Below are 24,139 nucleotides of genomic sequence, written 5' to 3'. Positions count from 1 at the left end.
CATGAATGCTCCGCTTAATGCTCCCCTTGCTAATCCGCCGCGACCGATCGAGCTGGCCCAGCCGCACGAGCCCGGCAAGCCGTCGCTGCCGAAGCCGCGTCGGTTACGGCGATGGATGGCGTGGCTCCTCGTTGCCGTAGCGGTGGCAGCAGCCGGGCTGGTTGCCCGCGCCAGATGGTCGGACAACGCCGCCGCGAAGCTTGCGACCGCGCCCGTGACGCTCGGCGACGTCGAGCAGACGGTGCTCGCGACCGGCACCCTCAAGCCGGTCAAGCTGGTCGCGGTCGGCGCCCAGGCCTCGGGACGGCTGGTGAAGCTGAATGTCCAGCTCGGTCAGACGGTCAAGGCCGGCGACCTGATCGGCGAGATCGACTCGCTGACCCAGCAATACACGCTGCGCACCAACGAGGCCGCGTTGCGCAATGTGCGCGCCCAGCGCGACGAGAAGGTGGCGACCTTGGCGCTCGCTGAAGCCAATCTGGCGCGCCAGCAGACCACGCTGGCGCAGAAGGCCTCGTCCCGCGCCGACTATGATTCCGCCGAAGCGACCCAGAAGCAGACCGAAGCCCAGATCGCGCAGCTCGATGCGCAGATCGTCGAGGCGGAGGTCGCGATCGAAACCGCGAAGGTCAATCTCGGCTACACCCGTATCACCGCGCCGATCGACGGCACCGTGCTCGCGATCGTCACCCAGGAGGGACAGACCGTCAATGCGGTGCAGTCGGCACCGACCATCATCGTGCTCGGCCAGGTCGATACCATGACGGTGCGGACGGAAATCTCCGAGGCCGACGTGGTCAAGGTGAAGCCAGGACAGAAGGTCTATTTCACCATCCTCGGCGATCCCGATCACCGCTTCGAGGCAACGCTCCACCATATCGAGCCAGCCCCGGAATCGATCAAGAGCGATTCGAGCTTCTCGTCATCGAGCACCACGACATCGTCGAGCAGCAGCTCCTCATCCTCATCGTCGTCATCCAGCTCGACGGCGATCTATTATATCGGCGTCTTCGACATCGGAAACGCCGACGGCCGCCTGATGACCTACATGACGGCCGAGGTGCACATCCTGCTCGGCGAAGCGCGTCATGTGCTGACGATTCCAGCCTCCGCACTCGGCAGCGTTGGCCCGGACGGCGTCACTTCCGTCCGCGTCGCCGGCAGCGACGGCACGGTCGCCAAGCGCGCGGTCAGGATCGGTCTCAACAACAAGATCACGGCCGAGGTGCAGTCGGGCTTACGCGAGGACGAGCGCGTCGTCATCGGTGCAGCCGAGGACACGACGTCCAAGAAGACGGTGATGCCGCCGCCGCCGGGAGGGCCATGAGCGTGGCCGAGCCTCTGATCGCGTTGGAGAAGGTCAGCCGCGCCTACGCCTCCGGCGAGAACACGGTCTATGCCCTGCGCGAGCTCGACATCACGATCGCGCGCGGCGAGATGGTGGCGATCATCGGCGCCTCCGGCTCCGGCAAGTCGACCCTGATGAACATCCTGGGCTGTCTGGATCGGCCGACGTCCGGCAGCTACCGGATCGCCGGACGCGAGATGAACTCGCTCGACCCGGACGAGCTGGCGGCGCTGCGCCGCGAGCATTTCGGCTTCATCTTCCAGCGCTACCATCTGCTCGGCGAGCTCACGGCCGCCGACAATGCCGAGGTGCCTGCGGTCTATGCCGGGCTGTCACCGGCTGCGCGGCGCCGGAAAGCGATCGGGCTGCTCGAACGGCTCGGCATGGACGGCCGGACCGAGCACAGGCCGGGCCAGCTTTCCGGCGGCCAGCAGCAGCGCGTCTCGATCGCACGGGCGCTGGTCAACGATCCCGACGTCATCCTGGCGGATGAGCCGACCGGCGCACTCGACAGTCGCAGCGGCGAGGAAGTCTTGCGCATTCTCGATGAGATCAGCGCCACCGGCCGCACCGTGATCATCGTGACGCATGATGCGAGCGTTGCCCGCCGTGCCCGCCGCATCATCGAGCTGCAGGACGGCCGCATCCTGTCCGACCGCCCCAACCCGGAGCGCGCAGGCGCTGCACTCGTGCGAACGCCCGAGGCGGCGGCACAAGAGGCGGCGTCGGGTTCGTGGCGCGCGCTGCTCGATCGCTTTCGCGAAGCGGCACGGATGGCGCTGCTGGCGATGAACGCGCATCGGCTGCGCGCCTTCCTCACCATGCTCGGCATCATCATCGGCGTCGCCTCGGTGGTCTGCGTGCTGGCGCTGGGGCTCGGCTCGCAGGAACGCGTGCTGGAGAACATCAACAGCCTCGGCACCAACACGCTCGAGGTGTTTCCCGGCAAGGATTTCGGCGACACCCGCTCGGGCAAGATCAGGACGCTGGTGCTGTCCGATGCACGCGTGCTGGCGCAGGAGACCTATGTCGATGCGATCTCGCCGACGGTGTCCACCACTAGCACGCTGCGGTTCGGCGCGATCGAGGTCAGCGCGCAGGTCAGCGGCGTCAGCGAGGACTATTTTCGTGTCAAGGGGACCAAGCTCGCCGCGGGCAGCTTCTTCGATCATGACACCGTGCGCTCCTACGCCCAGGATGCCGTGATCGACGACAACGCGCGCAAGGCGCTGTTTCCCGATCCCGATGTCAGCCCGCTCGGCAGCGTGATCCTGATCGGCAAGGTGCCCTGCCGCGTGGTCGGGGTCACCAAGCAGCAGCAGGGCGGCTTCGGCTCCAGCGCCAATCCGACCGTCTATCTGCCCTACACCACCGTGGAGGCGCGCTTCCTCGGCAACCAGATCCTGCGCTCGATCAGCCTGCGCATCGGCGAGACCACGCCGATGGATGCGGCCGAGCGCGCGGTCACGTCGCTGTTGACCGCGCGGCATGCCACCAAGGATTTCTTCATCCTCAACACCGACGACATTCGTCAGACCATCCAGAGCACCGCACAGGTGCTGACCTTGCTGGTCGCCGCGATCGCCGTGATCTCGCTTCTGGTCGGCGGCATCGGCGTGATGAACATCATGCTGGTCTCGGTCTCCGAGCGCGTCGGCGAGATCGGGGTGCGCATGGCGGTCGGCGCCCGCCGCAGCGATATCCTGATGCAGTTCCTGATCGAGGCGGTGTTGATCTGCCTGCTCGGCGGCTCGCTCGGTATTGCCGCCGCCTTGCTGTTCGGCACCGTCTTCAACGCCTTCGATGTCGGCTTTCGCCTGATCTATTCGCCGCTGGCGATGGTCGGCGCTGCCGTCAGCTCAATGGCAATCGGCATCGGCTTCGGCTACATGCCGGCCCGCAATGCCTCGCGGCTCGATCCGGCCACCGCGCTGGCAAGGGAGTAGACGCTGGCAACTGCGCTATTAGCGCGAGGCGGTCTCGGTCACCTTCTGCTCGGTCGGGGCGCCCTTGTCGGCCCATTCCGGCGGCGCACCGAGCCTGTTGGCCACCAGTCCGATGACGCCGGGATCGCGACCGAACGCCTCGCAGGCCGCATATTTCGGCTTGCCGCCGAGCGAGGATCCGATCTTGTCCAATGACGGCAGTTGCGGAAGCTTGCCGAACGGCGTCGTTCCCGTCACCAGCATCTGGCCGAAATCGTCGCTAAACGCGACGGCGAGCTCGTAGGCGTCGCCCGCGGTCGACAGCGTCGGCGAGTTTGTGAAGGAATTGGCGCCGCGCCCCCAGACCATCGCGGCCTGTTGCTTGCCGCCCCGATCCAGCGCCTCGGCTTCGATGGTCAGGCTGCCGAGCCCGATCGGCAGCCGCGGCACCGGCACCGGAGCCGCGACGCCAAGCGCCGCCGGGACCACCGAAGCCACTTTCGATGCGCCCGCCGCGATCCTGTCCGTGGGCGACGCTTGCGTGACCACGGCATGCGTCGTCAAATCGGCCGGCTCACCGCGTCCCACGACGACGAAACGTTCGCTCAAATCGACGCACAGGGCGCGATCGACAGCATTGGCAACGAGCTTGCGCTGCTCATCCGACAGAGCCGGCGCCGCGTTTTGTGGGAAGATCGCCGGCGAGACGCGGATGGTCTTCGCGGCAAGCACCCTGTCCTTGTTGACGTGGAGGAGCGACTTCGCAAGCACGCCGTCCGATGGCGCCAGCTCCTGATAGGAGGCAAGCGTGCCGCTCTGCGTCATCGGCGCGGTCGCGCAGCCGCATAACATCAGCGCGAGAGCGGGACTGATGAGGTTCGCCGCGATGTGCGTTGAGCGGAAGCCCCTGCCGATGCCGATTGCAGCGACACGCTGCGGCACGACGTCTTCACCACGCATCCGGCTGCCCCCACACTCATCGTTGCGCGTCTGACACGCGAGCGCGCGATCTCTATGTGAGAAATAGTGAGTGCATGGGAGCGGCGGGATTAAGAATACGACGCGGCGTAACGAAATGTTGAGGCGATTAGTTCGCGCTCATTCATGCCGCGCCACGGCCATTGTTCAGTCGATGCAGTGGCGGTTGTCTGCCCGGGACACGCTTTTGCTACAACTGAGCCTCGATCGCGGCTTTGTCTATCACTGACCACACTCGCCAGATTTTGTCATCCTGAAACAAATAGAACACATTTTCCGCAAACGAGAGTCTCTTCCCGTTCACGGCGAGGCCGAGGAATTGTCCCTTCGGCGTACATTCGAACTTCAATCGGCTCCCGATGTAAGGCGGATCCGAGATCAAGAGCTCGACGTTGAAATAGAGATCAGGAATCTCGCGAAAATCCTGCTCCAGCATCGCGCGATAGCCGGCAAGCCCGAATGGTCGCTCGTTGTGATGCACGTCATCGGCGACGAACTGGCCAAGCTGCGACCAGTCCTGCCGGTTGAGGCAGGCGATGTAGTCGCGGTAGATGTCTGAGAGTTCGTTCCTGGTCATGGCAGTCCTCCGTCGTCCCGAGCGGCGCTGGGAGCGATCAAATTGCTCAGTGCAATACTGAATGCGGCCGCCAGCGCCGCCAGGTCATAGATCATACAGCATCAACGAAATTCCATTCCCGTCCGAACGCCGATGGACCAAGCTTACGATGAAGAAGCGCTATTGTCGTGATGCGGTCTCGGTTGCTTGCGGCTCGGGAGGCGCCCCCTTGTCGGACCATTCCGGCGGCGCGCCAAGCCGGTTGGCCACCATGCCGACGAGGCCGGGATCACGACCGAACATCTCACAGGCGGCATATTTCGGCTTGCCGCCGAGCGAAGAGCCGATCTTATCGAACGACGGCAGTTTCGGCGGCTTGCCGAACGGCGTCTCGCCCGTCACCAGCAGCTGACCGAAATCGCCACCGAACGCCACCGCGAGTTCATAGGCGTCCCCGGCACTCGATACGGTTGGCGAGTTGGTGAAGGAATCGGCGCCGCGCGCCCAGACCATCGCGGCCTGCTGCCGGCCGGCCTGGTCCAGCGCCTCGGCCTCGATCGTGAGGCTGCCGAGCCCGATCGGCAGCCTCGGCACCGGCGCCGGCACACCGAGCACACTCGGGACCACCGAAACCACCTTCGAGGCGCCGGCAGCCACCTTGTCGGTTGGCGATGCCTGCGTGACCACGGCTCGCGTCGTCAGATCGGCCGGCTCACCCGGCCCCACGATCTTGAAACGCTCGCTCAAGTCCATGCACAGCGCCCGGTTCACCGCATTGGCAACCAGCTTGCGCTGCTCGTCCGACAAGGCCGGTGCGGCAGTCGGCGAAAATGCGGCAGGCGAGATGCGGAGCGTCTTTGCGGCCAGCACGGCGTCCTTGTCGACGTGGAGCAGCGACTTCGCCAGCACGCCGTTCGACGGCGCGAGATCCTTATAGGAGGCCAGAGCGCCGCTCTGGGTCATCGGCGCCGTTGCGCAGCCGCACAACATGATTGCAAGGCCGAGACCGATGAAGCCCGCGGCCTGTGCCGCGGTGCGCGCCGATTGGGCTTCACCGATGCCGACCGCGGCCGCCGACTGCGGCACGACGTCTTCACCGCGCATCCGGCTGCCCCCACTCTCATCGTTGCGCGTGTGACGCGCGGACGCACGACCTCTATGTGAGCAATAGTGAATAGATGGGAGCAGCGAGATTAAGAAATATTACGAAACGTAATGAAGTATTGCAGCCCGGCGCGCGGCCAGTGATGTGGTAGCGCCATCGGTTTCATCACTGACCGATCCACGTGCTGAATCCGCCAACATCATCCCGCGAGCTTATCCAGCGTGATCGGCAGGTCGCGCACGCGCTTTCCGGTCGCGTGATAGACTGCGTTGGCGATCGCAGATGCGACGCCGACGATGCCGATCTCGCCGACGCCCTTGATGCCCATCTTGTTGATGATGCGGTCCGGCTCGTCGACGAAGATCACCTTGATGTCGTGCACATCGGCGTTCACGGGCACGTGGTACTCGGCGATGTTGGCATTCATCACGCGGCCGAAGCGATGGTCGAGCTGTGCCTCCTCGTGCAGCGCCATGCCGATGCCCCAGACCACACCCCCCATGATCTGGCTCGCCGCGGTCTTGGTGTTGATGATGCGGCCGGCGGCGACCGCGTTGACTACGCGCGTCACCCTGATCACGCCAAGCTCCTCGTCGATCTTCACCTCGGCGAACACAGCCGAATGAGCATTGTGGGCATGTTTATCGTCGTCCTCGAACTCCGAGCCGCGTTCCTTCTCGATCCGGTCCATGCCGGCATGCCGCATCGCATCGGCCATGGCGACACGGCGGCTGCGGTCGCTGCTTGCCACGATGGCGCCATCCGCCAGCATGACCTGGTCGGGCGTGAGCCCCTGCAGCGGCATCTCCGGCATCGCCTGCGCCGCCTTCAACAGCTCGGCGCGGATGTCGTCGGCCGCATTGACGATGGCATGCGAGATCGAGGCTGCGGTCCATGATCCGCCTTCCACCTGCGCCGTCGGCAGACTGGAATCGCCGAGCTTGACCGTGACGCTGTCGAGCGGCACGCCGAGCTGCTCGGCCGCGACCTGCGCCATGATCGTATAGGTGCCGGTGCCGATGTCGGAGGCCGCGCTCGCCACCTCGACATGGCCGTTGGCGGTCATCAGGATGCGCGTCGCGAACGGCATCTGCAGCGCTTCCCAGACGCCACTGGCCATGCCCCAGCCGACCAGTTCGCGGCCGTCGCGCACCGACCGCGGCTCGGGATTGCGCTGCGTCCAGCCGAAGGCATTCGCCGCCTGGCGATAGCACTCCTTGAGCTCCTTGCTGCTGAAGGGCAGGCCCTTGTCCTGGTCCTGATCGGAATAACAATGCAGCCGCAGCTCGACCGGGTCCATCTTCAGCGCCACCGCGAGTTCGTCCATGGCGCATTCCAGTGCATAGACCCCGCTGGCCGCGCCGGGCGCGCGCATGTCGCCGGGCGTCGGCATGTCGAGCTTCGCCAGCCGGTGCGTGGCGCGCGAGGTCTCGGAGCGATAGAGCACGTCACCCCAGCCGATGTCGTTGCGGGAGAACGATTCGTGCTGCGAGGTCATGGCGATGGCCTCGTGGGTGAGGGCGGCCAGCGTGCCGTCCGCATGGGCGCCGAGCGCCAGACGCTCGATGGTGGCAGGACGATAGCACAGGCCATACATCTGCGCGCGGCTCAGCACCACCCGCACTGAGCGCTTCAGCTTGAGTGCCGCCATCGCCGCCAGCACGACCTCATATTGCGGCCGCAGGCCGGAGCCGAATGCGCCGCCGACGAACGGCGACAGCACCTGCACGTCTTCGGACTTCAGCCCGAAGACACCGCAGACATATTGCTGCACGTTCTGCACGCCCTGGGTCTTGTCGTAGACGATGAGCTTGCCGTCGCGCCAGATCACGGTCGCGGCAAACAGCTCCATCGGATTGTGATACTCGATCGGAACGACATATTCGGCGTCATGGCGCACCGCTGCGCCGGCCAGTGCCTTGAGCGCATCGCCGCGCGGCTTCACCGGCTTGTCGACCTTGAAGGCCTGCTCGCGCCGGGCGTGGAGGTCGGTCGCGGAGCTTTCGCTGTGATAATTGATCTCGACCAGGGTTGCGGCGAAGCGCGCGGTGTCCTCGTCCTCGGCCACCACCAGCGCCACCGGCTGGAAGTTGAAGTGAACCTTGTCGTCATAGAGCGGGCGGAACGGCGCGCCGCCTGCCGGTGCGACGTCGTCGCGATAGTCGTCGTCCTTCGACCCCATCTTGACGCGGTTCTTGTGGGTGAGAACATCGATCACGCCCTCGACGGCAAGGGCGCGGCTGGGATCGATGGAGGCGATACGCCCGCGTGCGATGGTCGAGGAGACCACCACGCCATAGGCCAGGTCGGGTGCGGTGAACTCGCCGGCATATTTGGCAGCGCCTGTGACCTTGGCACGGCCGTCGACGCGGGAGGTCGCGGTGCCGATATAGGTGGAGACGTGATCAGGCATGTTGTCAGGCATGGGATCACCGTATCGTCTTGACCGACTGGACTTGCGGAGTGGCATTCGCAGCCTGCGTCAAGGTGCGAATGATGGCGCGCCGCGCGAGCCCGATCTTAAATGTGTTGTGAGCATGGCCCTTGGCGTCCTTGAGCAGGACGTCCGCGGCATTGGCGAAGACATCGCGGCTGGGCGCCTGTCCGCGCAGGGCCTCTTCCGCCGCGCTGTCGCGCCACGGCTTGTGCGCCACGCCGCCCAAGGCAAGCCGCGCCTGCTGAATATGACCGCCCACGAGCTCGAGCGCGGCCGCGACCGAAACCAGCGCGAATGCGTAGGAGAGCCGGTCGCGGATCTTCAGATAGCTGTAGTTCGCTGCAAAGCCCTGCGGCGGCAGTTCGATCGCGGTGATGATCTCGTCGGTGCGCAGCGTGTTGTCGAGGTCCGGCCGGTCCCCCGGGAGCCGATGGAATTCGGCAAACGGGACGATGCGCGCGCCGGTAGGCCCTGCGACATGCACGCTGGCGTCAAGCGCAGCCAGCGCTACGCACATGTCGGACGGATGGGTGGCGATGCAGGCATTGCTGAATCCAAGGATGGCATGGTTGCGGTTGAGGCCGTCCTTCGCGGAGCAGCCCGCGCCTGGCGTGCGCTTGTTGCAGGGCGTGGCCACATCGTAGAAATAGGCGCAGCGCGTTCGCTGCAACAGATTGCCGCCGGTGGATGCCATGTTGCGCAGCTGCGCCGAGGCGCCGGCCAGGATCGCGCTCGAGAGCAACGGGTAACGGCTTTCGATCAGCGGATGATAGGCAAGGTCGCTATTGGGCACCAGCGCACCGATCATCACGCCGCCGCTGTGCGACGGCTCGACTGATCGCAGCGGCAGCCGGGTGATATCGATCAGCCGCGCCGGATGCTCGACGTGATACTTCATCAGGTCGATCAGATTGGTGCCGCCGGCGATGAACTTGGCGGCCGGATCGGCGGCCTTCAGCCTGACCGCCTCGGCGATGTCGGCCGCGCGGGCGTATTCGAAGGCGTTCATCGGCTGCCTCCCATTGCGCCCATCGCCTGCTCGATGGCGGCGACGATGTTGGGATAGGCGCCGCAGCGGCAGATGTTGCCGCTCATCAGTTCGCGGATGTCGTCCACCGTCTTCGCCCTGCCCTCCGCGATCAGGCCGGCGGCCGAGCAGATCTGGCCCGGCGTGCAATAGCCGCACTGGAAGGCGTCATGATCGATGAAGGCCTGCTGCAGCGGATGCAGCGCATCTCCCTTCGCCAGCCCCTCGATCGTTGTTACCTCCGAGCCGTCCTTCATCACCGCAAATGTCAGGCAGGACACCACGCGACGGCCGTCGAGCAGCACCGTGCAGGCGCCGCACTGGCCATGATCGCAGCCCTTCTTGCTGCCGGTCAAATCGAGATGGTTGCGCAGGAGATCGAGCAGCGTGGTCCACGGCGCGACGGATACCGTTCGCGACTCCCCATTGATCTTCAGCGTGATCGAAAGAGGCGCGGGCGTGGACGTGGCATGCGCCCCCGCTTGGGGGGATGATGGCGGGCTCATGCGGGATGCTCCGGGTGAGACAACCCGCAATAACCCGCAACGCAACGAATCGTTCGAAAGAAGTCGCGCTAAGCTTCAGGCCGCCCGACCAAGCCAAGCACGCATCTTCTGCGCCAGGCTGCGGCGCGGCGACCCGTCGGGATCGCTCGGATCGTCCGATCCGTCGGGATCATCGACCGTGACGCTGCCGGGCTGGCCGGCGTCAGATCCGCTGCCCTCCTCCACCGTCTCGTGGTCGCTGCCGGCAGTCGGCGGCACGGAGGACGATTTCGCGGCTGGGATCATCGACTTGATCTGGGCGGCGACCGCTTGCACCCGGTCGACGTCATCCAGCATGGCCGGCGCGGTTTTCGGCTGCTCCGGCTCAGCCTCGGCATCTGCCGGCCCGGGCGGCGCAGCTTCGACGAGGCTCTCGCTAACAGGTTCGACCGCAATAGCCACGATCTCGATCGCATCGATCTCGTCGGCGACCGGCTCCATTGGCGCGCTCGCGTCGCGCGAACTTGGCGGCTCCACTGGCTCGGCTGCCACTTCCGGCAACGGCGCCGGCTGCTCCTCGGCGCCTCGGCTGCGGCGCTTGCGCGTTGCAGCCGCCTTGCTCGCCGCCGTCAGCTTGCTCTCGGACGCCGGCTTGGCCAGCTTCTCGGCAGCGACGGCAGGCTTGCCCGCAGGCGCGGGTTTGGCCTTGGTCTTGCGGATCAGACCCGCCAGCGCATAGGGCCCGACATTCTCCAGGAACGTCTTCTCGTGCTCCCGCGACAGCCGCGCCACCGCGGCATCCAGCGTCAGCCAGTCGACCGCACGCACATCGTTCATCAGCGCGCGGGTCGGCTCGCCGCTCGCCTCCATGCGCCAGTAGTGCACGACCTTGGCACGCACGCCGGTGTCATAGACCAGGGTGCCGAGGAATTCGTGCACAGTCACACTGTGCCCGGTCTCCTCCAGCACCTCGCGCTTGGCCGCTTCACGCGGCGTCTCGCCGTCGTCGAGCTTGCCCTTCGGCAGCACCCATTCGTCGCGCTTGCGCAGGCGCACGACCGCGATCCGCGGCGGCTGCTCCCGCCGCAGGACAATACCCCCCGCCGCCATGACCGGCGCTCTCGCCATCGCGTCTCCCGACTTTCAGGTTCGGAACATCAAAAGCTTCGATTCGTCGAATTGAACGAAACGATATAGCGATGCGCAACGGCGAAATCGAGGTTTCGCCGCCGCATCTTGCGCATTCGCCTTCATCAGATACGCCGGCGCCACAGCCGCTCGCCGGCCTTGATGCGCGCCCCGTCCTGCACATTGTCAGAGAATTCGAAGTCGCCGGGCGCAAGCAGGATGATGGTCGAACCATGCTCGAACCAGCCGAGTTCCTCGCCTTTGCGCACGCTGGTGGCGCAGGAATATGTCAGGGGGCGTTCGGTCTGCGCGTTCAGCACACGGTCGAGCGCGTGCAGGCGGATGCTCGCAACCAGAATGGCCGCGACCGGCACGATCGTGAACGGCTCGCCGGTGGCCAGATGGGTGCGGATGACGGCGCGCTCGTTCTTGCAGAACAGCCGCTCGACCCGCTTCAAGGCGATCGGGTTGACGTTCCAGGTGTCGCCATGGATCAGGCTGACATGCTCGAGCGTCATGTCGTAGGGCGCGTGGAAACGATGATACATGCTCGATGTGAGGCGCAGGGTCATGAAGCGGCCATTCCGATGCGTCTCGACCACAGCGGGGTCGGCGACCAGGTCGATCAATGAATACGGCGCGCCTTTGATCTGGTAGAGTTCGCCATCCACGATCGTGCCGTGGGCGCCGATGATGCCGTCCGACGGGCTGGTCACAACCGCGGGGTCCGAATCAAACGGCCGCAGGCCCGGCTTCAGCTCCCGGGTGAAGCAGTCGTGCAGGCTCTTGAAATGGGTCTGTTTGGCCTCCGACAGATCGAGATCGGAAAACAGCTTCCACAGGCCGATCGAGGCATCCCGCAGCAGAGGGTTCTCAATCTTGCTGAACCAGCCCATGAAGCGGGTCAGCGCCGCCCGGGGGACGCGGTTGGTGAGCAGGAAGTTGAGGTCTTCCTGTTGGGTCAGGGTGGAGATCAGGCTCTTGACTGTCATGAATCTGTCAGCAGGACTGAGTAGCGCTTGTGAACATGGAAAACTCGATTCCTCTCTTGTCGCTCGCTGCCGGCGCAGTTGCTGTCACAGCGGCTGTCGCCCCCAAGGTCAAGGCCCGTATTGAATTGTCACGGGCCAAGCACCGCTCGCTGGCCGGCCATTCCAAGATGTCGCGGCGGATCTCGAAACTGATCCCGCGCTACGAGTTCGATATCAACGATTTCTTCCGGTCCGATGGCGCGCCGCAGGACGTCGCGACCAAGCGGCAGGACGGCTTCTTCCGGCTGGGCGCCCAGTTCCAGGAGAAATTCGCCAAGAGCCGCGCTTTGACCGCGGAGGCGGCCGCGGGGATCTCCGACCTGCAGTTCACCCAGGCTTACCGGGTGCCGTTCCAGTACAGCCGGCTGGTCAAGGAACATCTCGGCGCCGGCTCCTTCATGCAGGCCTCGTCGGGCGTCACTCTGACCGACCTCGACGGCAATGTCTTCTACGATCTGACCGGCGCCTACGGCGTCAACATCTTCGGCTATGATTTCTACAAGGAATGCATCGCCAACGCCGATACGCGCGCCCAGACGCTCGGGCCGGTGCTGGGCTTCTATCACCCGGTTGTTGCCGACAATGTGAAACGGCTGATCGAGCTGTCCGGCATGGACGAAGTCTCGTTCCATATGTCCGGGACCGAGGCCGTGATGCAGGCCGTGCGGCTGGCGCGCTATCATACCGGCAAGACGCATCTGGTGCGGTTTGCCGGCGCCTATCACGGCTGGTGGGGCGACGTGCAGCCCGGCGTCGGCAATCCGATTGCACCGCACGAGACCTATACGCTGGCGGAGATGTCGGAGCGGACGCTGCATGTGTTGCGGACACGGCGCGATATCGCCTGCGTGCTGGTCAATCCGCTGCAGGCGCTGCATCCGAACTCCAACGCACCGGGCGATTCCGCGCTGGTCGATTCCTCCCGCAAGGGCGGCTTCGATCGCGAGGCCTATACGGCTTGGCTGAAGCAACTGCGCGAGGTCTGCACCGAGCGCGGTATCGTGTTGATCTTCGACGAGGTGTTTCTCGGCTTCCGGCTCGCGCCGAGCGGCTGCCAGGAGTATTTCGGCGTCCGCGCCGACATGGTCACCTACGGCAAGAGCCTCGGCGGCGGCCTGCCGATCGGCGTGGTCTGCGGCAAATCCAAGTTCATGCGCCGCTTCCGCGACGATGCGCCTGCCGACATCTGCTTTGCCCGCGGCACCTTCAACTCGCATCCTTACGTCATGACGGCGATGGACGAGTTCCTGAGCCGGCTCAAGAGCCCGAACTTCTCGGCGATCTATAATGGGCTCGATGAGACCTGGAACGGCCGCGCCAAACAGCTCAACGACATGCTGAAGGCGAGCGACCTGCCGGTCCATGTCTCCAATTTGCAGTCGATCTGGACGGTCGAATACACCGTGCCTTCGCGCTACAACTGGATGCTGCAATATTACCTCCGCGCCGAGGGTCTGGCCCTGAGCTGGGTCGGCACCGGTCGCTTCATCTTCAGCCTCAACTACACCGACGCCGATTTTGCCGAAGTCGCCAAGCGCTTCGTCGCCGCGGCTGAGAAGATGAAGCAGGATCAGTGGTGGTGGAACGATGGTTCGCTCACCAACAAGGCGATCAAGCGCAAGATCCTGAAAGAGATGATCGGCCAGGCCTTCGGGCGCTGAGGCCATCGCTAGCACGATCCTCGTTTTCATGGCCGGACACGTCCCGGCCACTTTCGTGTGTGGGCCTCGCCGGCTCGGCACGCCGTGCCCTGCTCCCTCCCCCTTGCGGGGGAGGGAGCGCAGCTCCAACGCGGCACTAGCACCGCTTCAAAACTGCTATCAGAAACGACAATGCCCGGGACCGGCCCGGACATCATCTTCATCCAGAACTTCAGTCGACTCAGGCGTGCTGTTCCTCGAGCTCGAGGCCGTGCTCCTCCACCAGGTGCAGGCCGGGATCGATCAGCTCGCCGCGGAGCAGCGCCAGCGGCGCCTTGTGGTAGAGCATGAAGTCGTTGAAGGGATCGGTGATGATCTTGGTCATCCAGACGATGCCGGTCTCGACGTCGCGGATGAAGAACAGGTGAACCGTGCGGAACAAGAGACCGCCGATACCGATCACCAGCCACAGCCTCGCGGTCTCGCGGGCGAAGTCCATCGCCGAGACCCAGGGCTTGAGCAGGCCGAAGAAGCTCGGCTGCAGATAGAGCACCACCGGCGCCGCGGCCCAGATCGACATCAGCACCACCTTGCGCTGCAGGTTGTAGCCGACCTTGATCTCTTCCTTGTGCTCGTGGGTCGCCTGGTTGACGTGGTCATAGCCCTTGGGCTCGAAGAAGAAGTGTCCCGCCTGACGCGAGGTCATGGAGACCAGCCAGCCGATCAGGGCCGACATCAAGGGATCGAACCACATCATGACATAGGCGACCATAAAGCTGATCGCGCTGACGAAGTGCAGGCTCTGATTGATGCGGCTGTGGTGATAGTACCGGTGGTCATCCCAGCGCTGAATTCGCAGCTGCTCCAGGAAGTTCTTGATCATTGCCTGCTCCTAAGAGTGAGTTGCAAGTTGTTTACAGGGATTCGATGTAAATCATATGACATCATCATAATGTCACACAACGCGACGCGACACGAACGACAAGACTGAGGGGGAAAGAGAACGGCCGGAGCGCCGTCAGGCGGCGTGACCCGAAGTCCCCGGCGCGGAGGCGCGCGCGGGGACCTCGAATCGGCAGGTATCAGGCGACGGCAGCGAGTTCGACCTTGCGGAACCGAACCAGCGAGAAATGACCGAGCGGCGGGATCAGGCGGCGCTCGACAAGCTCCATGCCCTTCGCGCCCGACAGCCACTTGGTGTAACGCGACCAGGCGAATTCGGCGGTGCGGAAGCCGAGCCGGCGCACCACCGGCTGCAGTGCCTGCTCGATCACCCGACGCAAGCCGTTGTCGGCGCTGACGCGGGTCAGGATGATCAGCTCTCCGCCGGGGCGCAGCACGCGGGCGAATTCGTCCAGCGCGGCTTCCGGATTCGGCACGGCCGTGACGACATATTGCGCCATCACCACGTCGAACGAGTTGTCGGAGAATTCGAGCTTCTCGGCGTCCATGACCGCGAGCCCTTCGATGTTCTTCAGCCGCTGCTCGGCCACCCGGCGCTTGGCCTTGGCGAGCATGGCCTCCGAAATATCGGTGCCGAAGACGCGGACGTTAGGCGCATAGAGCGGCAGCGAGATGCCGGTGCCGACGCCGACCTCGAGCACGCGGCCGCCCATCTTGTTGGTCGCGGAGATCGCGGCCTGGCGGCCCTTCTCGAACACGCCGCCGAACACGAGGTCGTAGATCGGAGCCCAGCGGTCATAGGCCTGCTCGACCGACTCGCGGTCGAAATCCAGCTCCCGTGTACCGTCAAGCTTCATCGTTTCTGCCATCTTGAGATCTCGCTTACTTTGGAAGTGATTTATGGACGCGAAAGTTCCTTGAGATCATGCTGCGATTAAATCGCATCATGATCTCACCTCTTTGATTGAGCATGATCTTTTCGGAAAACCGGTTTCCACTTTTCCGGATCATGCTCTAACCGCGTACCGGACTTTGCGCCGTGACAACCCGGGCGGGCCGGAACGCCCGGCTCGGCTGCAGCACCGCCAGATTGCCGATGAACTGACGTGCACTGTTTTCCCAGGAACGCTCGAGGGCGAACGCCCGGCAGGTCTGACGCGACATGGTCAGCGCACGCAGACACGCCGCACGCAGGTCGTTGTCGATCGCGCCGATCGGATGGTCGGCGATCACATCGAGCGGACCCGTCACCGGGAACGCCGCGACCGGCGTGCCGCAGGCCAGCGACTCCAGTTGCACCACGCCGAACGTATCAGTGAGGCTCGGAAACACGAAGACGTCGGCGGCCGCCATGTGCGAGGTCAGGTCCTTGCCGGTCTTCTCGCCAAGGAAATGCGCGTTTGGGAAGCGGCGTTCGAGCTCTTCCTTCTGCGGGCCGTTGCCGATCACAACCTTGGAGCCCGGCAGATCGAGCGACAGGAACGCCTCGAGATTCTTTTCGACCGCGACGCGGCCGACCGTCATGAACACCGGCCGCGGCAAATCGAGCGTGGCCGGCTCATCCGGATTGAACAGGTTGGTGTCGACGCCGCGGGTCCAGAAGCCGAGCCGCTTGAAGCCACGGAGGCCAAGGTCCTGCTTCAGCGAGTTGGTCGCGACCATGGTCATCGCGGCGGCGTCGTGGAAGCGGCGCATCACCCAATAACCGACCGCGTCGGGAATGCCGGTGCGCACCGAGACATATTCAGGGAAGCGCGTGGTGTAGGAGGTGGTGAAGGCGAGCTTGTTGCGCAGGCAATAGCTGCGGGCGGCCCAGCCGATCGTGCCTTCCGTCGCGATATGAATCGCCTCGGGCGCGGCCTCCTCGATCCGCCGCGCAATCTCGCGCCGGTTGGGAATCGCGAGCCGCAGGCCCGGATAGGTCGGCACCTGGAACGACGGGAAACCCTCCGGCGTCAGGAAGGTGATCTCGGCGCCGAGTGTCTCAGCGGCACGAGCCAGCGAGGTCAGGGTGCGTACTACACCGTTCACCTGCGGGTGCCATGCATCGGTCGCGATTAAAATCCGCATAAGCGTTCCGGAAAGCTGCAACGATTCTTAACGGCCGCAAAATCCGACATTGATATTTCAAACGTGTGACGTCATCGAATTGTTGAAGAATCTTTTTGCGGCTGTGTCGGGTGCCATCTGTCGCGAAACCGTCATGAAACAAACGGTTAAGCCCGCGAAACCGTTTTTCGCATGCGATGCAAATACGCCGAAACCTTTGTTCCCTAAGCTCGATGCCATTAAGGCGCGGCTCAATGCGCCACCAGCGGTAACAGGCAGAGACATCGGCCCAGCCGGTCAGGCAACAACCGGTATCAGGGCGATCAAACAGGGGGACGACCATGCTCAGCATCGATGCAGTCCGTTCGCAGTCCCGCATCGTTCTCTATGTATTTGCGCTTGGCATCGCCGCCGTCTCCGCGCCCGCGCAGGCGGCGCCGCCGGCCGCCCTGCCCTTCCCGTTCCTGTTGCCGCCGCCCGCGCTCGCCTATGAGCCGCCGGCCGCAGCGCCCCAGATCATCACACCATCCGAAGATGAAGGCGCCGCCTCTGAACTGCCTGCCCGGCTGCGCCGGCAGGTTGTGAGCTACGCGACGCGCGAGGCGCCGGGTACCGTCATCATCGATACGCCCAACACCTATCTCTACTACGTCACCGGAGGCGGCCGGGCGATCCGCTATGGCATCGGCGTCGGCCGCGACGGATTCACCTGGTCCGGCGTGCAGTCGGTGACCAAGAAGGCCGAGTGGCCGGACTGGACCCCGCCGCCGGAGATGATCGCGCGCCAGCCCTATCTGCCGCGCCATATGGCCGGCGGTCCCGGCAATCCGCTCGGTGCGCGCGCGATGTATCTCGGCGGCACCGTGTACCGCATCCACGGCACCAACGCGCCGGAGACGATCGGCACGCACGTGTCGTCCGGCTGCATTCGCCTCACCAATCAGGACGTGATCGACCTCTATTCGCGCGTCAATGTCGGCACCAAGGTGATCGTGCTGCCGATGGAGCGCCGCGCCGATCTCGGCAAGGCGGTGCGCTGAGAGCCTTGCCGGTGTTGTTAGTCTTGCTGCGTCACAAGCGCGAGACCTGGCCCGCTTCACCGTCATTCCGGGACGATGCGACAGCATCGAACTCAGGTGCGCGCACCTGAGAATCTCGAGATTACGGGCTCAGCCCTCCGCACAAAATGGCTTTGCCATTTTGTCGCGCGGGCTGCCCCGGAAAGGACGGCAGATAACGGCGAGGTTGGCGCTGCAAATGTGGCCATGACGCACGCCGGACCAACCGCCGCCTGTTGCCAAATATGTCGAAACGCGGACCTCGTCCCATCACGGCCGATTGACCCGGATCCCGCGCCCGGCCGGTCTGGCGCCGCCGTCCTCCCCCCTATAAACTTGCTCGTTCGACCCAACGGATCTCGTTCCGGCTGACGTGCGCTGCCGCGAGCCCGGAGCCAGAGAGCCAGCGGTCGCCTGTGATCCGGCGGAGATTTGAGACCAACATGAAGCCCCCGACGCCGCGCCCCGATTGGCAGCGCAAGCCGCATCCGCTCGCGCCCAGGTCCCAGCGGCCACCGGGCGCTCCGGGACGGCTCAAGCTCATCCTGACGGTGGCAGCCGGAGCCACCGCGCTGGTTCTGGTCGGGGTCATCGCGCTGGAGCTGATATCGATCGGCCGCACGACGCCGACGCCGCCGATCGCCGCGCTCACGCCGCTACCACCGGTCACGAAAAACTCGATCATCATGGCGCCGGTGTCGATTGCCTTGAGCACGATCCGCGACGTCGCCGAGAAGGCCACACCGCGCAGCTTCGCCGGCAAGGCGGACAATCCGGCCGCTCAGCTCTTGCAGAATGCCGATATCGGCTGGACCGCCTCGCGCGGCGCGATCGCCGCCACCGGCACCCAGGATACGCTGTCGCTGGCGACGCCCCTGACCGGCAAGCTCAACGTCACGGGATCGCTGTCGGGGAAAGCGACCGGGGCGGTCAGTGATGCCATCGGCAGCCTGCTGGGCGCCGACGCCGCCAACAAGGTCGGCGCCATCAACATCAAGAACCTGAACGCAACCGCAGAGATCAAGGGCAATGTGATCATCAGCATGCGGCCGCGCCTGGCAGCGGGGTGGTTTCTGGAGCCCAATTTCGGCGCCCAGGTCAATCTCGGCGACACCACGCTGTCGGTCGCCGGCGCCCGCGTCAACGTGCCGGCCCAGGTCAAGCCCGTGATCGACAAGACCGTGGGCGAACAGCTCAACCAGCTCGCCGAGCGGATCCGCAAGGACCAGACCCTGATGCGCAACGCGCGTGCGCAATGGATCAGGGCCTGCCGCTCGGTGCCGCTGCAGGGCTCCGCGCCCGGCCTGCCCGCCGTCTGGCTCGAGATCAAGCCGACGCGCGCGCTCGCGGCACAGCCCACTGTCGACGCCAATGCCGTGACTGCCGTGATCGGGATCGAGGCGGAGACGCGGGTGACGCCGACCGAGACCAAGCCCGACTGCCCGTTCCCGGACAAGATCAGCGTGATCCCGCCGACATCGGGCGGTGTCAGTGTCGCCGTGCCGATCGATGTGCCGTTCACGGAGCTGAACAAGCTGGTGGACAGCCAGCTGGCCGGCCGCACCTTTCCGGAGGACGGCTCGGGTCAGGTCGCGGTCACCGTCAAGCATGCGAGCGTCACACCGTCGGGCAATCGGCTTTTGATCTCGCTCCAGGTCAGGGCCAAGGAGAAGACCAGCTTCCTCGGCTTCGGCGCCGACGCCACCCTGCACATCTGGGGCCGCCCGCTGCTCGATCAGAACCGCCAGATCCTGCAACTGGCCGACCTGCAGCTCGCGGTCGAGTCGGATGCCGCGTTCGGGCTATTGGGTGCCGCCGCGCGCGCCGCGGTGCCGCATCTGCAGCAGGCGCTGCTGGAAAAATCCGTGATCGACCTGAAACCGTTCGCGGACAATCTGCGCGAGCGGATCGGCGCCTCGATTGCCGAGTTTCAGAAGAACGACAGCAGCATCCGTGTCGACACCGACATCAACAATCTGACTTTGACCGATATCGCCTTCGACGCGACTGTTCTTCGCGTGATCGCCTCGGCAGAGGGGACGATGACCGTCCGCATCAATGCGCTGCCGGCGCTGTAGGCGAGATATCGTCGACCGAGCAGAAATAAAGACCGAGTCGCGTTGCGCATCCCGCAAACGACCCAAACCTCCGGCGGGGCATCGCCGGAGGTCCGTGGTGTGTTGGAGGTTTAACAGGTCAACTTCACCAATTCCGCTGAGCGCGGAGCAGTAAGCTCACGGTGTCCTGGTCCTTGAGCTCGTAAGTGGCTGCCGGCTTGGCAACGCTCGCCACCGTCGGTGCGATCGCCGTGCCGGAGAACTTCTGGTCGAGATGGCTGTAGGTCACATCGGCCGAGAAGGTCAGGTTCTTCACCGGGGTCCAACGCGTGATCAGGCCGATCTGAGCCAGATTGAAGTCCGGGTTGCAGGTCGAACCGGCGGACAGCACGCCGCTCGCGGCAATGCCGGCGCAGACCAGCGCGGAGCCGGTGCTGCCATAGCGCACCTGGGCATAGGCGCCGTAGAGGCCGCTGTTCCAGTGCGGATCCCAGTTGTGGGTGTAGCCGCCACGCATGCCCCAGGTCTGCACGGTGGAGAGACCGCGGCCGGGCGCAAACACCGCATCAGCCACGCCGGCGAAGCCGATGCTCTGATAGGCGAAGTTCGAGCCGCCATACATCGCGTAGGAAGTATTGGCCAAGCTCTGGAAGTTGTAGCGGCTCGCACCATCCGTATAGACGCCCTGGATATTGAGCGTATCGCCGGCGCCGGTCGGGATGTTCTTGATCGACAGAGCGAGCTGCGCAGCCCAGCCCCATTTGTCTTCGGGGTGACCGGTGCTTTCGGTCACGCCGTTGTAGGCCGCGTGGTTGTCATGCGCGGCGAACGACGCCTGGAACAGGCCCCAGGCCTGGTCGACGCGCACCATGCCGATGATGTCGGGCGCGACGGTGCCGCCGATGGCGTTCAACCCGTAGGTTCCGCTCAGCACGCCGCTCGCGGTGATGCCGGACGTGTTCCAGATGTTGCTGGTGAAGAACTGAGCCTGATCCTCCGCCGAGATCGCCGCGGTGATCCCCTGGCCGAAGTCAGCCGTATAGGTGAACTGATTGACACCGTTGACGGTGCCGCCGCCGCCGACGAGGCCGTCGAAATTGTTGGACGGATAGTTGGTCCAGGGCGCGTCGAACTGCGACACCGCCTTACCCATCGTGAAGCCGGCGAACTGGATGAAGGCATAATAGACACCGAGCGTACCGCCCGAGATGCCGTCATTGCTGAGATTGTTGAACGAGGTCAGGCCGGCCGAATTGGCTGCGCCGGTCGAATACTGGGTCGCGCCGTTGCCGACGCCGCTATAGGTGCCCGAGGTCCAGGTGAACACCGCATCGAAATAGGTGCGCACCACGCCATATTCGGTCGCGGTCCGCGTGTCGATGTTGAAATCTTCACGCGAGCGGGCCTGATAGTGGTTGCTCAGGCGGTTCTGGGCGCCGGCCTGCGCGTTGTAGGCGCCGCCATAGTTGCTGTTGGTCCACAGCGCCGTCTCGGCACGCAGATAGCCGCCGAGCTTGATGCAGGTGTCGGTTCCCGGAATGTAATAGAATCCCGCTCCGTAGAGCGAGCACACCTTCACATATTCGACCGCCTTGGCCTTCAAAGGAAGGTCGGCAGCTTGAGCCCCCGCAGCCGCAAATATCACTGCTCCTGAACCCAGAAGCAGGCCCCGAATCGTCTTCATTTGAGAAAATCTCCAACTTGATCGGCGATCCGCGCGAACCCCCGCGCGCCCGCCTCTTGCTCAGCGAACTCCGTGCCTGCACTCCCCCACCTTTCGGACAGCACCTGCGCGAAATGTGGCCTTATTTATCAAATGATAACCATCATATAAAATAGCGAAGCCGTTACGCCTGAAACATTGCGATCAACAAATCGCGAAAACGGAAACATGCGCGCGATCTACGCAACAACGTCATGCAGCAGCGCATGCCTTACTACCATGAATGGAGTCTTCCTGCGCCTATTCGCAGATGACGCGAGTGGATCACTAACTAACAACACTGACCAATTCAGCGAATTTGAAAAGCTGACAACTCGTTTGTAGGAAAACGATACCGCCACAACCTGCCACGCGACCGATTCGCGAGTTGCGCGCCGGAGCACAAGGCGCAACACAAACGCCTTGTCACATGAGGACGCTCAGCTGGCGCCCGGATTCCGGGAGGTTGCCGATCTGCACCGAGCGCGGGCGGCTCCCCGCGGAGCCGGACAATGGCAGATGTCGGAGCCGCTTCAGGTGGCGCCGGGCGTATTGCCGACCGTTTGGCTTTGCACGGAACCTCGAGGCCGGCTAAAATCCTGGCTGCTCGGCCAAAACATTCAAGAAGAGCACATCAGGGAGAAGCACATGAAATCCACGGCCCAAGCCGTCATCGCCACGTTTGCGCTTGCCGCCTTGTGCGCGCCGGCCCAGGCGCAGAGCATTTCCGACGATGTCGTCAAGATCGGCGTGCTCACGGACATGTCCAGCCTTTATGCCGACGCCACCGGCAAGGGCTCGCTCGCGGCGGTGCAGATGGCCGTGGAGGACTACGGCGCCAAGGTCAGGGGCAAACCGGTCGTCGTGGTCTCGGCCGACCACCAGAACAAGCCGGACGTCGGCGTCAACATCGCGCGCAACTGGTATGACAACGAAAAGGTCGACGCCATCTTCGACGTCCCGACCTCCTCGGTCGCGCTGCCGGTCTCGGCGCTGACGCGCGAGAAGAACAAGATCAACATCAATTCCGGCGGCGGCTCCTCCGACATCACCGGTAGTCAATGCTCGCCGAACACGGTTCACTGGACCTACGATACCTATGCGCTCTCCAACGTCGCCGGCAAGGCGATGGTCAAGCGCGGCGAGGACACCTGGTTCTTCATCACCGCAGACTATGCATTCGGCCAGGCGCTGCAGCGCGACGCTGCCAACGTGGTCAAGGAGAGCGGCGGCAAGGTGCTCGGCGACGTGCGCCATCCGCTCAACAATTCGGATTTCTCGTCCTTCCTGCTGCAGGCGCAGGCCTCCAAGGCCAAGGTCGTGGCGCTCGCCAATGCCGGCGGCGACACCCAGAACGCGTTGAAGCAGGCCTCCGAATTCGGGATCACCCAGGCCGGCCAGAAGATGATCGCATTGCTGCAGGAGATCACTGATACGCATTCGCTCGGGATCAATGCGACCCAGGGGCTCATCGTCACCGACGGATTCTACTGGGATATGAACGATGAGACCCGCGCCTTCTCCAAGCGCTTCGACGACCGCGTCGGGCACATCCCGACGATGATCCAGGCGGGACTATATTCGGCCACGATGCATTACCTGAAGGCGATCGAGGCGATCGGCACCGACGAGGCGCCGAAGGTGATGGAGCAGATGCGCGCGACGCCGGTCAACGACTTCTTCGCCAAGAACGGCAAGATCCGCATCGACGGCCGCATGGTGCACGACATGTATCTGTTCGAGGTCAAGAAGCCCTCGGAGTCCAAAGGCGAGTGGGACCTCTACAAGCTGATCGCGACGGTGCCCGGCGACGAGGCGTTCCGCCCGCTCGACAAAGGCGGCTGCCCGCTGGTGAAGACGAACTGAGCGGCCCGGCGGCGATCGCCGCTGGATGACAGGATCGCGGATCAGCGCGCCCGACAAACGGGCGCGCTTATTCTTTGCACGCGCGGCCGGCCGACGGCCGTCCCATCCAGATCGTGCGCCCTTCCGGCAAGCTCTCCAGCGGCAGATCGCGAAAGCCCATTCTGTTCCAGAACTGCAGCGCGCGCGAATTGGCGCGATTGACCGCGACATGTGTTGCCTTTGCTCCATGGCGGCCGAGAGCGGCCAGCCAATGATGGAGGAGGCGCGCGCCCATGCCGCGTCCGCGCAGACGCGGCAGCAGGTTCAGATGCAGATGCGCCGGGAAGCCGCTGGAGACCGCAGCCGGGGTCGGTGCGGGGCGATGAATCATCGCGATCCGGCGCTGATCATCGCTTCGGCTTGCCGGGTCGGACTGAGGCAACAAGGCATATTGCTCGCGAAGCGAAGGCCACCACAGCCGTTCGAGCCGGTCTTCCCATGCGATCGTATCGGCCGTGCCGACCGCGAACCCGGCGACGCCATCCTGGTCTTCGACGACAAACGCCAGGTCTGGTTCGAGCAGAGCGTAGGGCGCCGAATAGATGTGGCCGATCAGCTTGGGATCGGCATAGAGATGGGAGGCATCGTCGCCGGCAAGGCCGGTTGCGAGCGAGATCCTATAGAGCGCATCGAGATCGTCAGCGCGGAATGGCCGGACGGTCAGCATGTCAGCTTCCATCATATGCGAGCTGGGCCATCATACCGATCCGCATCCGTCGCGGTAGCATCATGCGGCGGCGCCGCTGGCAATAGAGATCGGCTGATGCATCAGGCGGCAGATCTGCACGTGTGAGTCAGAGGCCGC

The 24,139-nt window shown here is 64.4% G+C and carries 19 protein-coding genes; 6 read left to right on the top strand and 13 right to left on the bottom strand.

The window, feature by feature from the left end; all coding sequences use genetic code 11:
- The first annotated feature begins 1 nt into the window (after position 1).
- Together ACQR1W_RS22235 and ACQR1W_RS22230 are read left to right on the top strand one after the other, a co-directional pair.
- Positions 2–1,327, top strand: coding sequence for an efflux RND transporter periplasmic adaptor subunit (locus ACQR1W_RS22235; protein ID WP_434852790.1), 1,326 nt, complete (start codon positions 2–4; stop codon positions 1,325–1,327).
- 2 nt (positions 1,328–1,329) lie between these two features.
- Positions 1,330–3,294, top strand: a complete 1,965-nt coding sequence (locus ACQR1W_RS22230) for a MacB family efflux pump subunit (RefSeq protein WP_434852789.1) — start codon at positions 1,330–1,332, stop codon at positions 3,292–3,294.
- Between the two features lie 18 nt (positions 3,295–3,312).
- On the opposite strand, the gene ACQR1W_RS22225 is transcribed toward ACQR1W_RS22230, so the two are convergent.
- From ACQR1W_RS22225 to asd, 8 genes are all read right to left on the bottom strand, one after another.
- Entirely contained in the window at positions 3,313–4,233 is a 921-nt protein-coding gene (locus tag ACQR1W_RS22225) for a DUF3313 domain-containing protein (RefSeq protein WP_434852788.1), read from the bottom strand.
- A gap of 208 nt (positions 4,234–4,441) precedes the next feature.
- Positions 4,442–4,828 (bottom strand): ester cyclase, encoded by a 387-nt coding sequence (locus ACQR1W_RS22220; RefSeq protein ID WP_434852787.1) that lies wholly within the window; start codon positions 4,826–4,828, stop codon positions 4,442–4,444.
- Positions 4,829–4,987: 159 nt separating this feature from the next.
- Complete coding sequence (locus ACQR1W_RS22215; RefSeq protein ID WP_434852786.1) at positions 4,988–5,911, bottom strand: DUF3313 domain-containing protein; 924 nt, start codon at positions 5,909–5,911, stop codon at positions 4,988–4,990.
- Between the two features lie 200 nt (positions 5,912–6,111).
- Positions 6,112–8,337: a xanthine dehydrogenase family protein molybdopterin-binding subunit gene (locus ACQR1W_RS22210; RefSeq protein ID WP_434852785.1), complete on the bottom strand. Its 2,226-nt coding sequence runs from the start codon at positions 8,335–8,337 to the stop codon at positions 6,112–6,114.
- A gap of 4 nt (positions 8,338–8,341) precedes the next feature.
- Positions 8,342–9,358 (bottom strand): FAD binding domain-containing protein, encoded by a 1,017-nt coding sequence (locus ACQR1W_RS22205; protein ID WP_434852784.1) that lies wholly within the window; start codon positions 9,356–9,358, stop codon positions 8,342–8,344.
- Positions 9,355–9,882 (bottom strand): (2Fe-2S)-binding protein, encoded by a 528-nt coding sequence (locus ACQR1W_RS22200; RefSeq protein WP_434852783.1) that lies wholly within the window; start codon positions 9,880–9,882, stop codon positions 9,355–9,357. Before ACQR1W_RS22200 ends, ACQR1W_RS22205 begins: the two co-directional genes overlap by 4 nt.
- Before the next feature lie 75 nt (positions 9,883–9,957).
- Entirely contained in the window at positions 9,958–10,989 is a 1,032-nt protein-coding gene (locus tag ACQR1W_RS22195; RefSeq protein WP_434852782.1) for an NUDIX domain-containing protein, read from the bottom strand.
- A gap of 125 nt (positions 10,990–11,114) precedes the next feature.
- Positions 11,115–11,981 (bottom strand): archaetidylserine decarboxylase, encoded by an 867-nt coding sequence (asd, locus tag ACQR1W_RS22190; protein WP_434852781.1) that lies wholly within the window; start codon positions 11,979–11,981, stop codon positions 11,115–11,117.
- 35 nt (positions 11,982–12,016) lie between these two features.
- Here asd and ACQR1W_RS22185 point away from each other — a divergent pair, with 35 nt between their 5' ends.
- Positions 12,017–13,681: an aminotransferase class III-fold pyridoxal phosphate-dependent enzyme gene (locus ACQR1W_RS22185; protein ID WP_434852985.1), complete on the top strand. Its 1,665-nt coding sequence runs from the start codon at positions 12,017–12,019 to the stop codon at positions 13,679–13,681.
- A 220-nt stretch (positions 13,682–13,901) separates the two neighbouring features.
- Here the strand turns inward: ACQR1W_RS22185 and ACQR1W_RS22180 are convergent, their stop codons facing one another.
- The 3 genes from ACQR1W_RS22180 to ACQR1W_RS22170 all read right to left on the bottom strand — a co-directional run bounded on the left by ACQR1W_RS22180 (position 13,902) and on the right by ACQR1W_RS22170 (position 16,633).
- Positions 13,902–14,543, bottom strand: coding sequence for a hypothetical protein (locus tag ACQR1W_RS22180; RefSeq protein WP_008967494.1), 642 nt, complete (start codon positions 14,541–14,543; stop codon positions 13,902–13,904).
- Positions 14,544–14,742: 199 nt separating this feature from the next.
- Entirely contained in the window at positions 14,743–15,432 is a 690-nt protein-coding gene (locus ACQR1W_RS22175) for a class I SAM-dependent methyltransferase (RefSeq protein WP_434852780.1), read from the bottom strand.
- A 145-nt stretch (positions 15,433–15,577) separates the two neighbouring features.
- Positions 15,578–16,633, bottom strand: a complete 1,056-nt coding sequence (locus ACQR1W_RS22170; protein WP_008967496.1) for a glycosyltransferase family 4 protein — start codon at positions 16,631–16,633, stop codon at positions 15,578–15,580.
- A 320-nt stretch (positions 16,634–16,953) separates the two neighbouring features.
- On the opposite strand from ACQR1W_RS22170, the gene ACQR1W_RS22165 reads away from it, so the two are divergent.
- Both ACQR1W_RS22165 and ACQR1W_RS22160 read left to right on the top strand, forming a co-directional pair.
- Entirely contained in the window at positions 16,954–17,652 is a 699-nt protein-coding gene (locus ACQR1W_RS22165) for a L,D-transpeptidase (protein ID WP_434852779.1), read from the top strand.
- A 461-nt stretch (positions 17,653–18,113) separates the two neighbouring features.
- The gene (locus ACQR1W_RS22160) at positions 18,114–19,748 is read left to right on the top strand and encodes a DUF4403 family protein (RefSeq protein ID WP_434852778.1); all 1,635 of its coding nucleotides are present in this window, start codon (positions 18,114–18,116) and stop codon (positions 19,746–19,748) included.
- Positions 19,749–19,872: 124 nt separating this feature from the next.
- Here ACQR1W_RS22160 and ACQR1W_RS22155 read toward each other — a convergent pair whose 3' ends face one another.
- Complete coding sequence (locus ACQR1W_RS22155; RefSeq protein ID WP_434852777.1) at positions 19,873–21,411, bottom strand: porin; 1,539 nt, start codon at positions 21,409–21,411, stop codon at positions 19,873–19,875.
- A gap of 666 nt (positions 21,412–22,077) precedes the next feature.
- Between ACQR1W_RS22155 and ACQR1W_RS22150 the strand changes: the two genes are divergently transcribed.
- On the top strand, positions 22,078–23,295 hold the full coding sequence (locus ACQR1W_RS22150; RefSeq protein WP_434852776.1) for an ABC transporter substrate-binding protein: 1,218 nt from the start codon (positions 22,078–22,080) through the stop codon (positions 23,293–23,295).
- 67 nt (positions 23,296–23,362) lie between these two features.
- Here the strand turns inward: ACQR1W_RS22150 and ACQR1W_RS22145 are convergent, their stop codons facing one another.
- The gene (locus ACQR1W_RS22145; RefSeq protein ID WP_434852775.1) at positions 23,363–24,001 is read right to left on the bottom strand and encodes a GNAT family N-acetyltransferase; all 639 of its coding nucleotides are present in this window, start codon (positions 23,999–24,001) and stop codon (positions 23,363–23,365) included.
- Between the last annotated feature and the right edge of the window lie 138 nt (positions 24,002–24,139).

Origin of the sequence: Bradyrhizobium sp. HKCCYLS1011, from assembly GCF_051167795.1 — a bacterium.
Classification (GTDB): Bacteria; Pseudomonadota; Alphaproteobacteria; order Rhizobiales; family Xanthobacteraceae; genus Bradyrhizobium.
Note: the sequence above shows the minus strand (reverse complement) of the source record. Positions and strands in the feature narration are given on the sequence as shown.

Bases quoted from the DNA above. Each gene is read 5' to 3' on its own strand.
- ACQR1W_RS22235 (WP_434852790.1), top strand. From the start codon at position 2: ATGAATGCTCCGCTTAATGCTCCCCTTGCTAATCCGCCGCGACCGATC.
- ACQR1W_RS22225 (WP_434852788.1), bottom strand. From the start codon at position 4,233: ATGCGTGGTGAAGACGTCGTGCCGCAGCGTGTCGCTGCAATCGGCATC.
- ACQR1W_RS22220 (WP_434852787.1), bottom strand. From the start codon at position 4,828: ATGACCAGGAACGAACTCTCAGACATCTACCGCGACTACATCGCCTGC.
- ACQR1W_RS22215 (WP_434852786.1), bottom strand. From the start codon at position 5,911: ATGCGCGGTGAAGACGTCGTGCCGCAGTCGGCGGCCGCGGTCGGCATC.
- ACQR1W_RS22210 (WP_434852785.1), bottom strand. From the start codon at position 8,337: ATGCCTGACAACATGCCTGATCACGTCTCCACCTATATCGGCACCGCG.
- ACQR1W_RS22205 (WP_434852784.1), bottom strand. From the start codon at position 9,358: ATGAACGCCTTCGAATACGCCCGCGCGGCCGACATCGCCGAGGCGGTC.
- ACQR1W_RS22200 (WP_434852783.1), bottom strand. From the start codon at position 9,882: ATGAGCCCGCCATCATCCCCCCAAGCGGGGGCGCATGCCACGTCCACG.
- ACQR1W_RS22195 (WP_434852782.1), bottom strand. From the start codon at position 10,989: ATGGCGAGAGCGCCGGTCATGGCGGCGGGGGGTATTGTCCTGCGGCGG.
- asd (WP_434852781.1), bottom strand. From the start codon at position 11,981: ATGACAGTCAAGAGCCTGATCTCCACCCTGACCCAACAGGAAGACCTC.
- ACQR1W_RS22185 (WP_434852985.1), top strand. From the start codon at position 12,017: ATGGAAAACTCGATTCCTCTCTTGTCGCTCGCTGCCGGCGCAGTTGCT.
- ACQR1W_RS22180 (WP_008967494.1), bottom strand. From the start codon at position 14,543: ATGATCAAGAACTTCCTGGAGCAGCTGCGAATTCAGCGCTGGGATGAC.
- ACQR1W_RS22175 (WP_434852780.1), bottom strand. From the start codon at position 15,432: ATGGCAGAAACGATGAAGCTTGACGGTACACGGGAGCTGGATTTCGAC.
- ACQR1W_RS22170 (WP_008967496.1), bottom strand. From the start codon at position 16,633: ATGCGGATTTTAATCGCGACCGATGCATGGCACCCGCAGGTGAACGGT.
- ACQR1W_RS22165 (WP_434852779.1), top strand. From the start codon at position 16,954: ATGCTCAGCATCGATGCAGTCCGTTCGCAGTCCCGCATCGTTCTCTAT.
- ACQR1W_RS22160 (WP_434852778.1), top strand. From the start codon at position 18,114: ATGAAGCCCCCGACGCCGCGCCCCGATTGGCAGCGCAAGCCGCATCCG.
- ACQR1W_RS22155 (WP_434852777.1), bottom strand. From the start codon at position 21,411: ATGAAGACGATTCGGGGCCTGCTTCTGGGTTCAGGAGCAGTGATATTT.
- ACQR1W_RS22150 (WP_434852776.1), top strand. From the start codon at position 22,078: ATGAAATCCACGGCCCAAGCCGTCATCGCCACGTTTGCGCTTGCCGCC.
- ACQR1W_RS22145 (WP_434852775.1), bottom strand. From the start codon at position 24,001: ATGCTGACCGTCCGGCCATTCCGCGCTGACGATCTCGATGCGCTCTAT.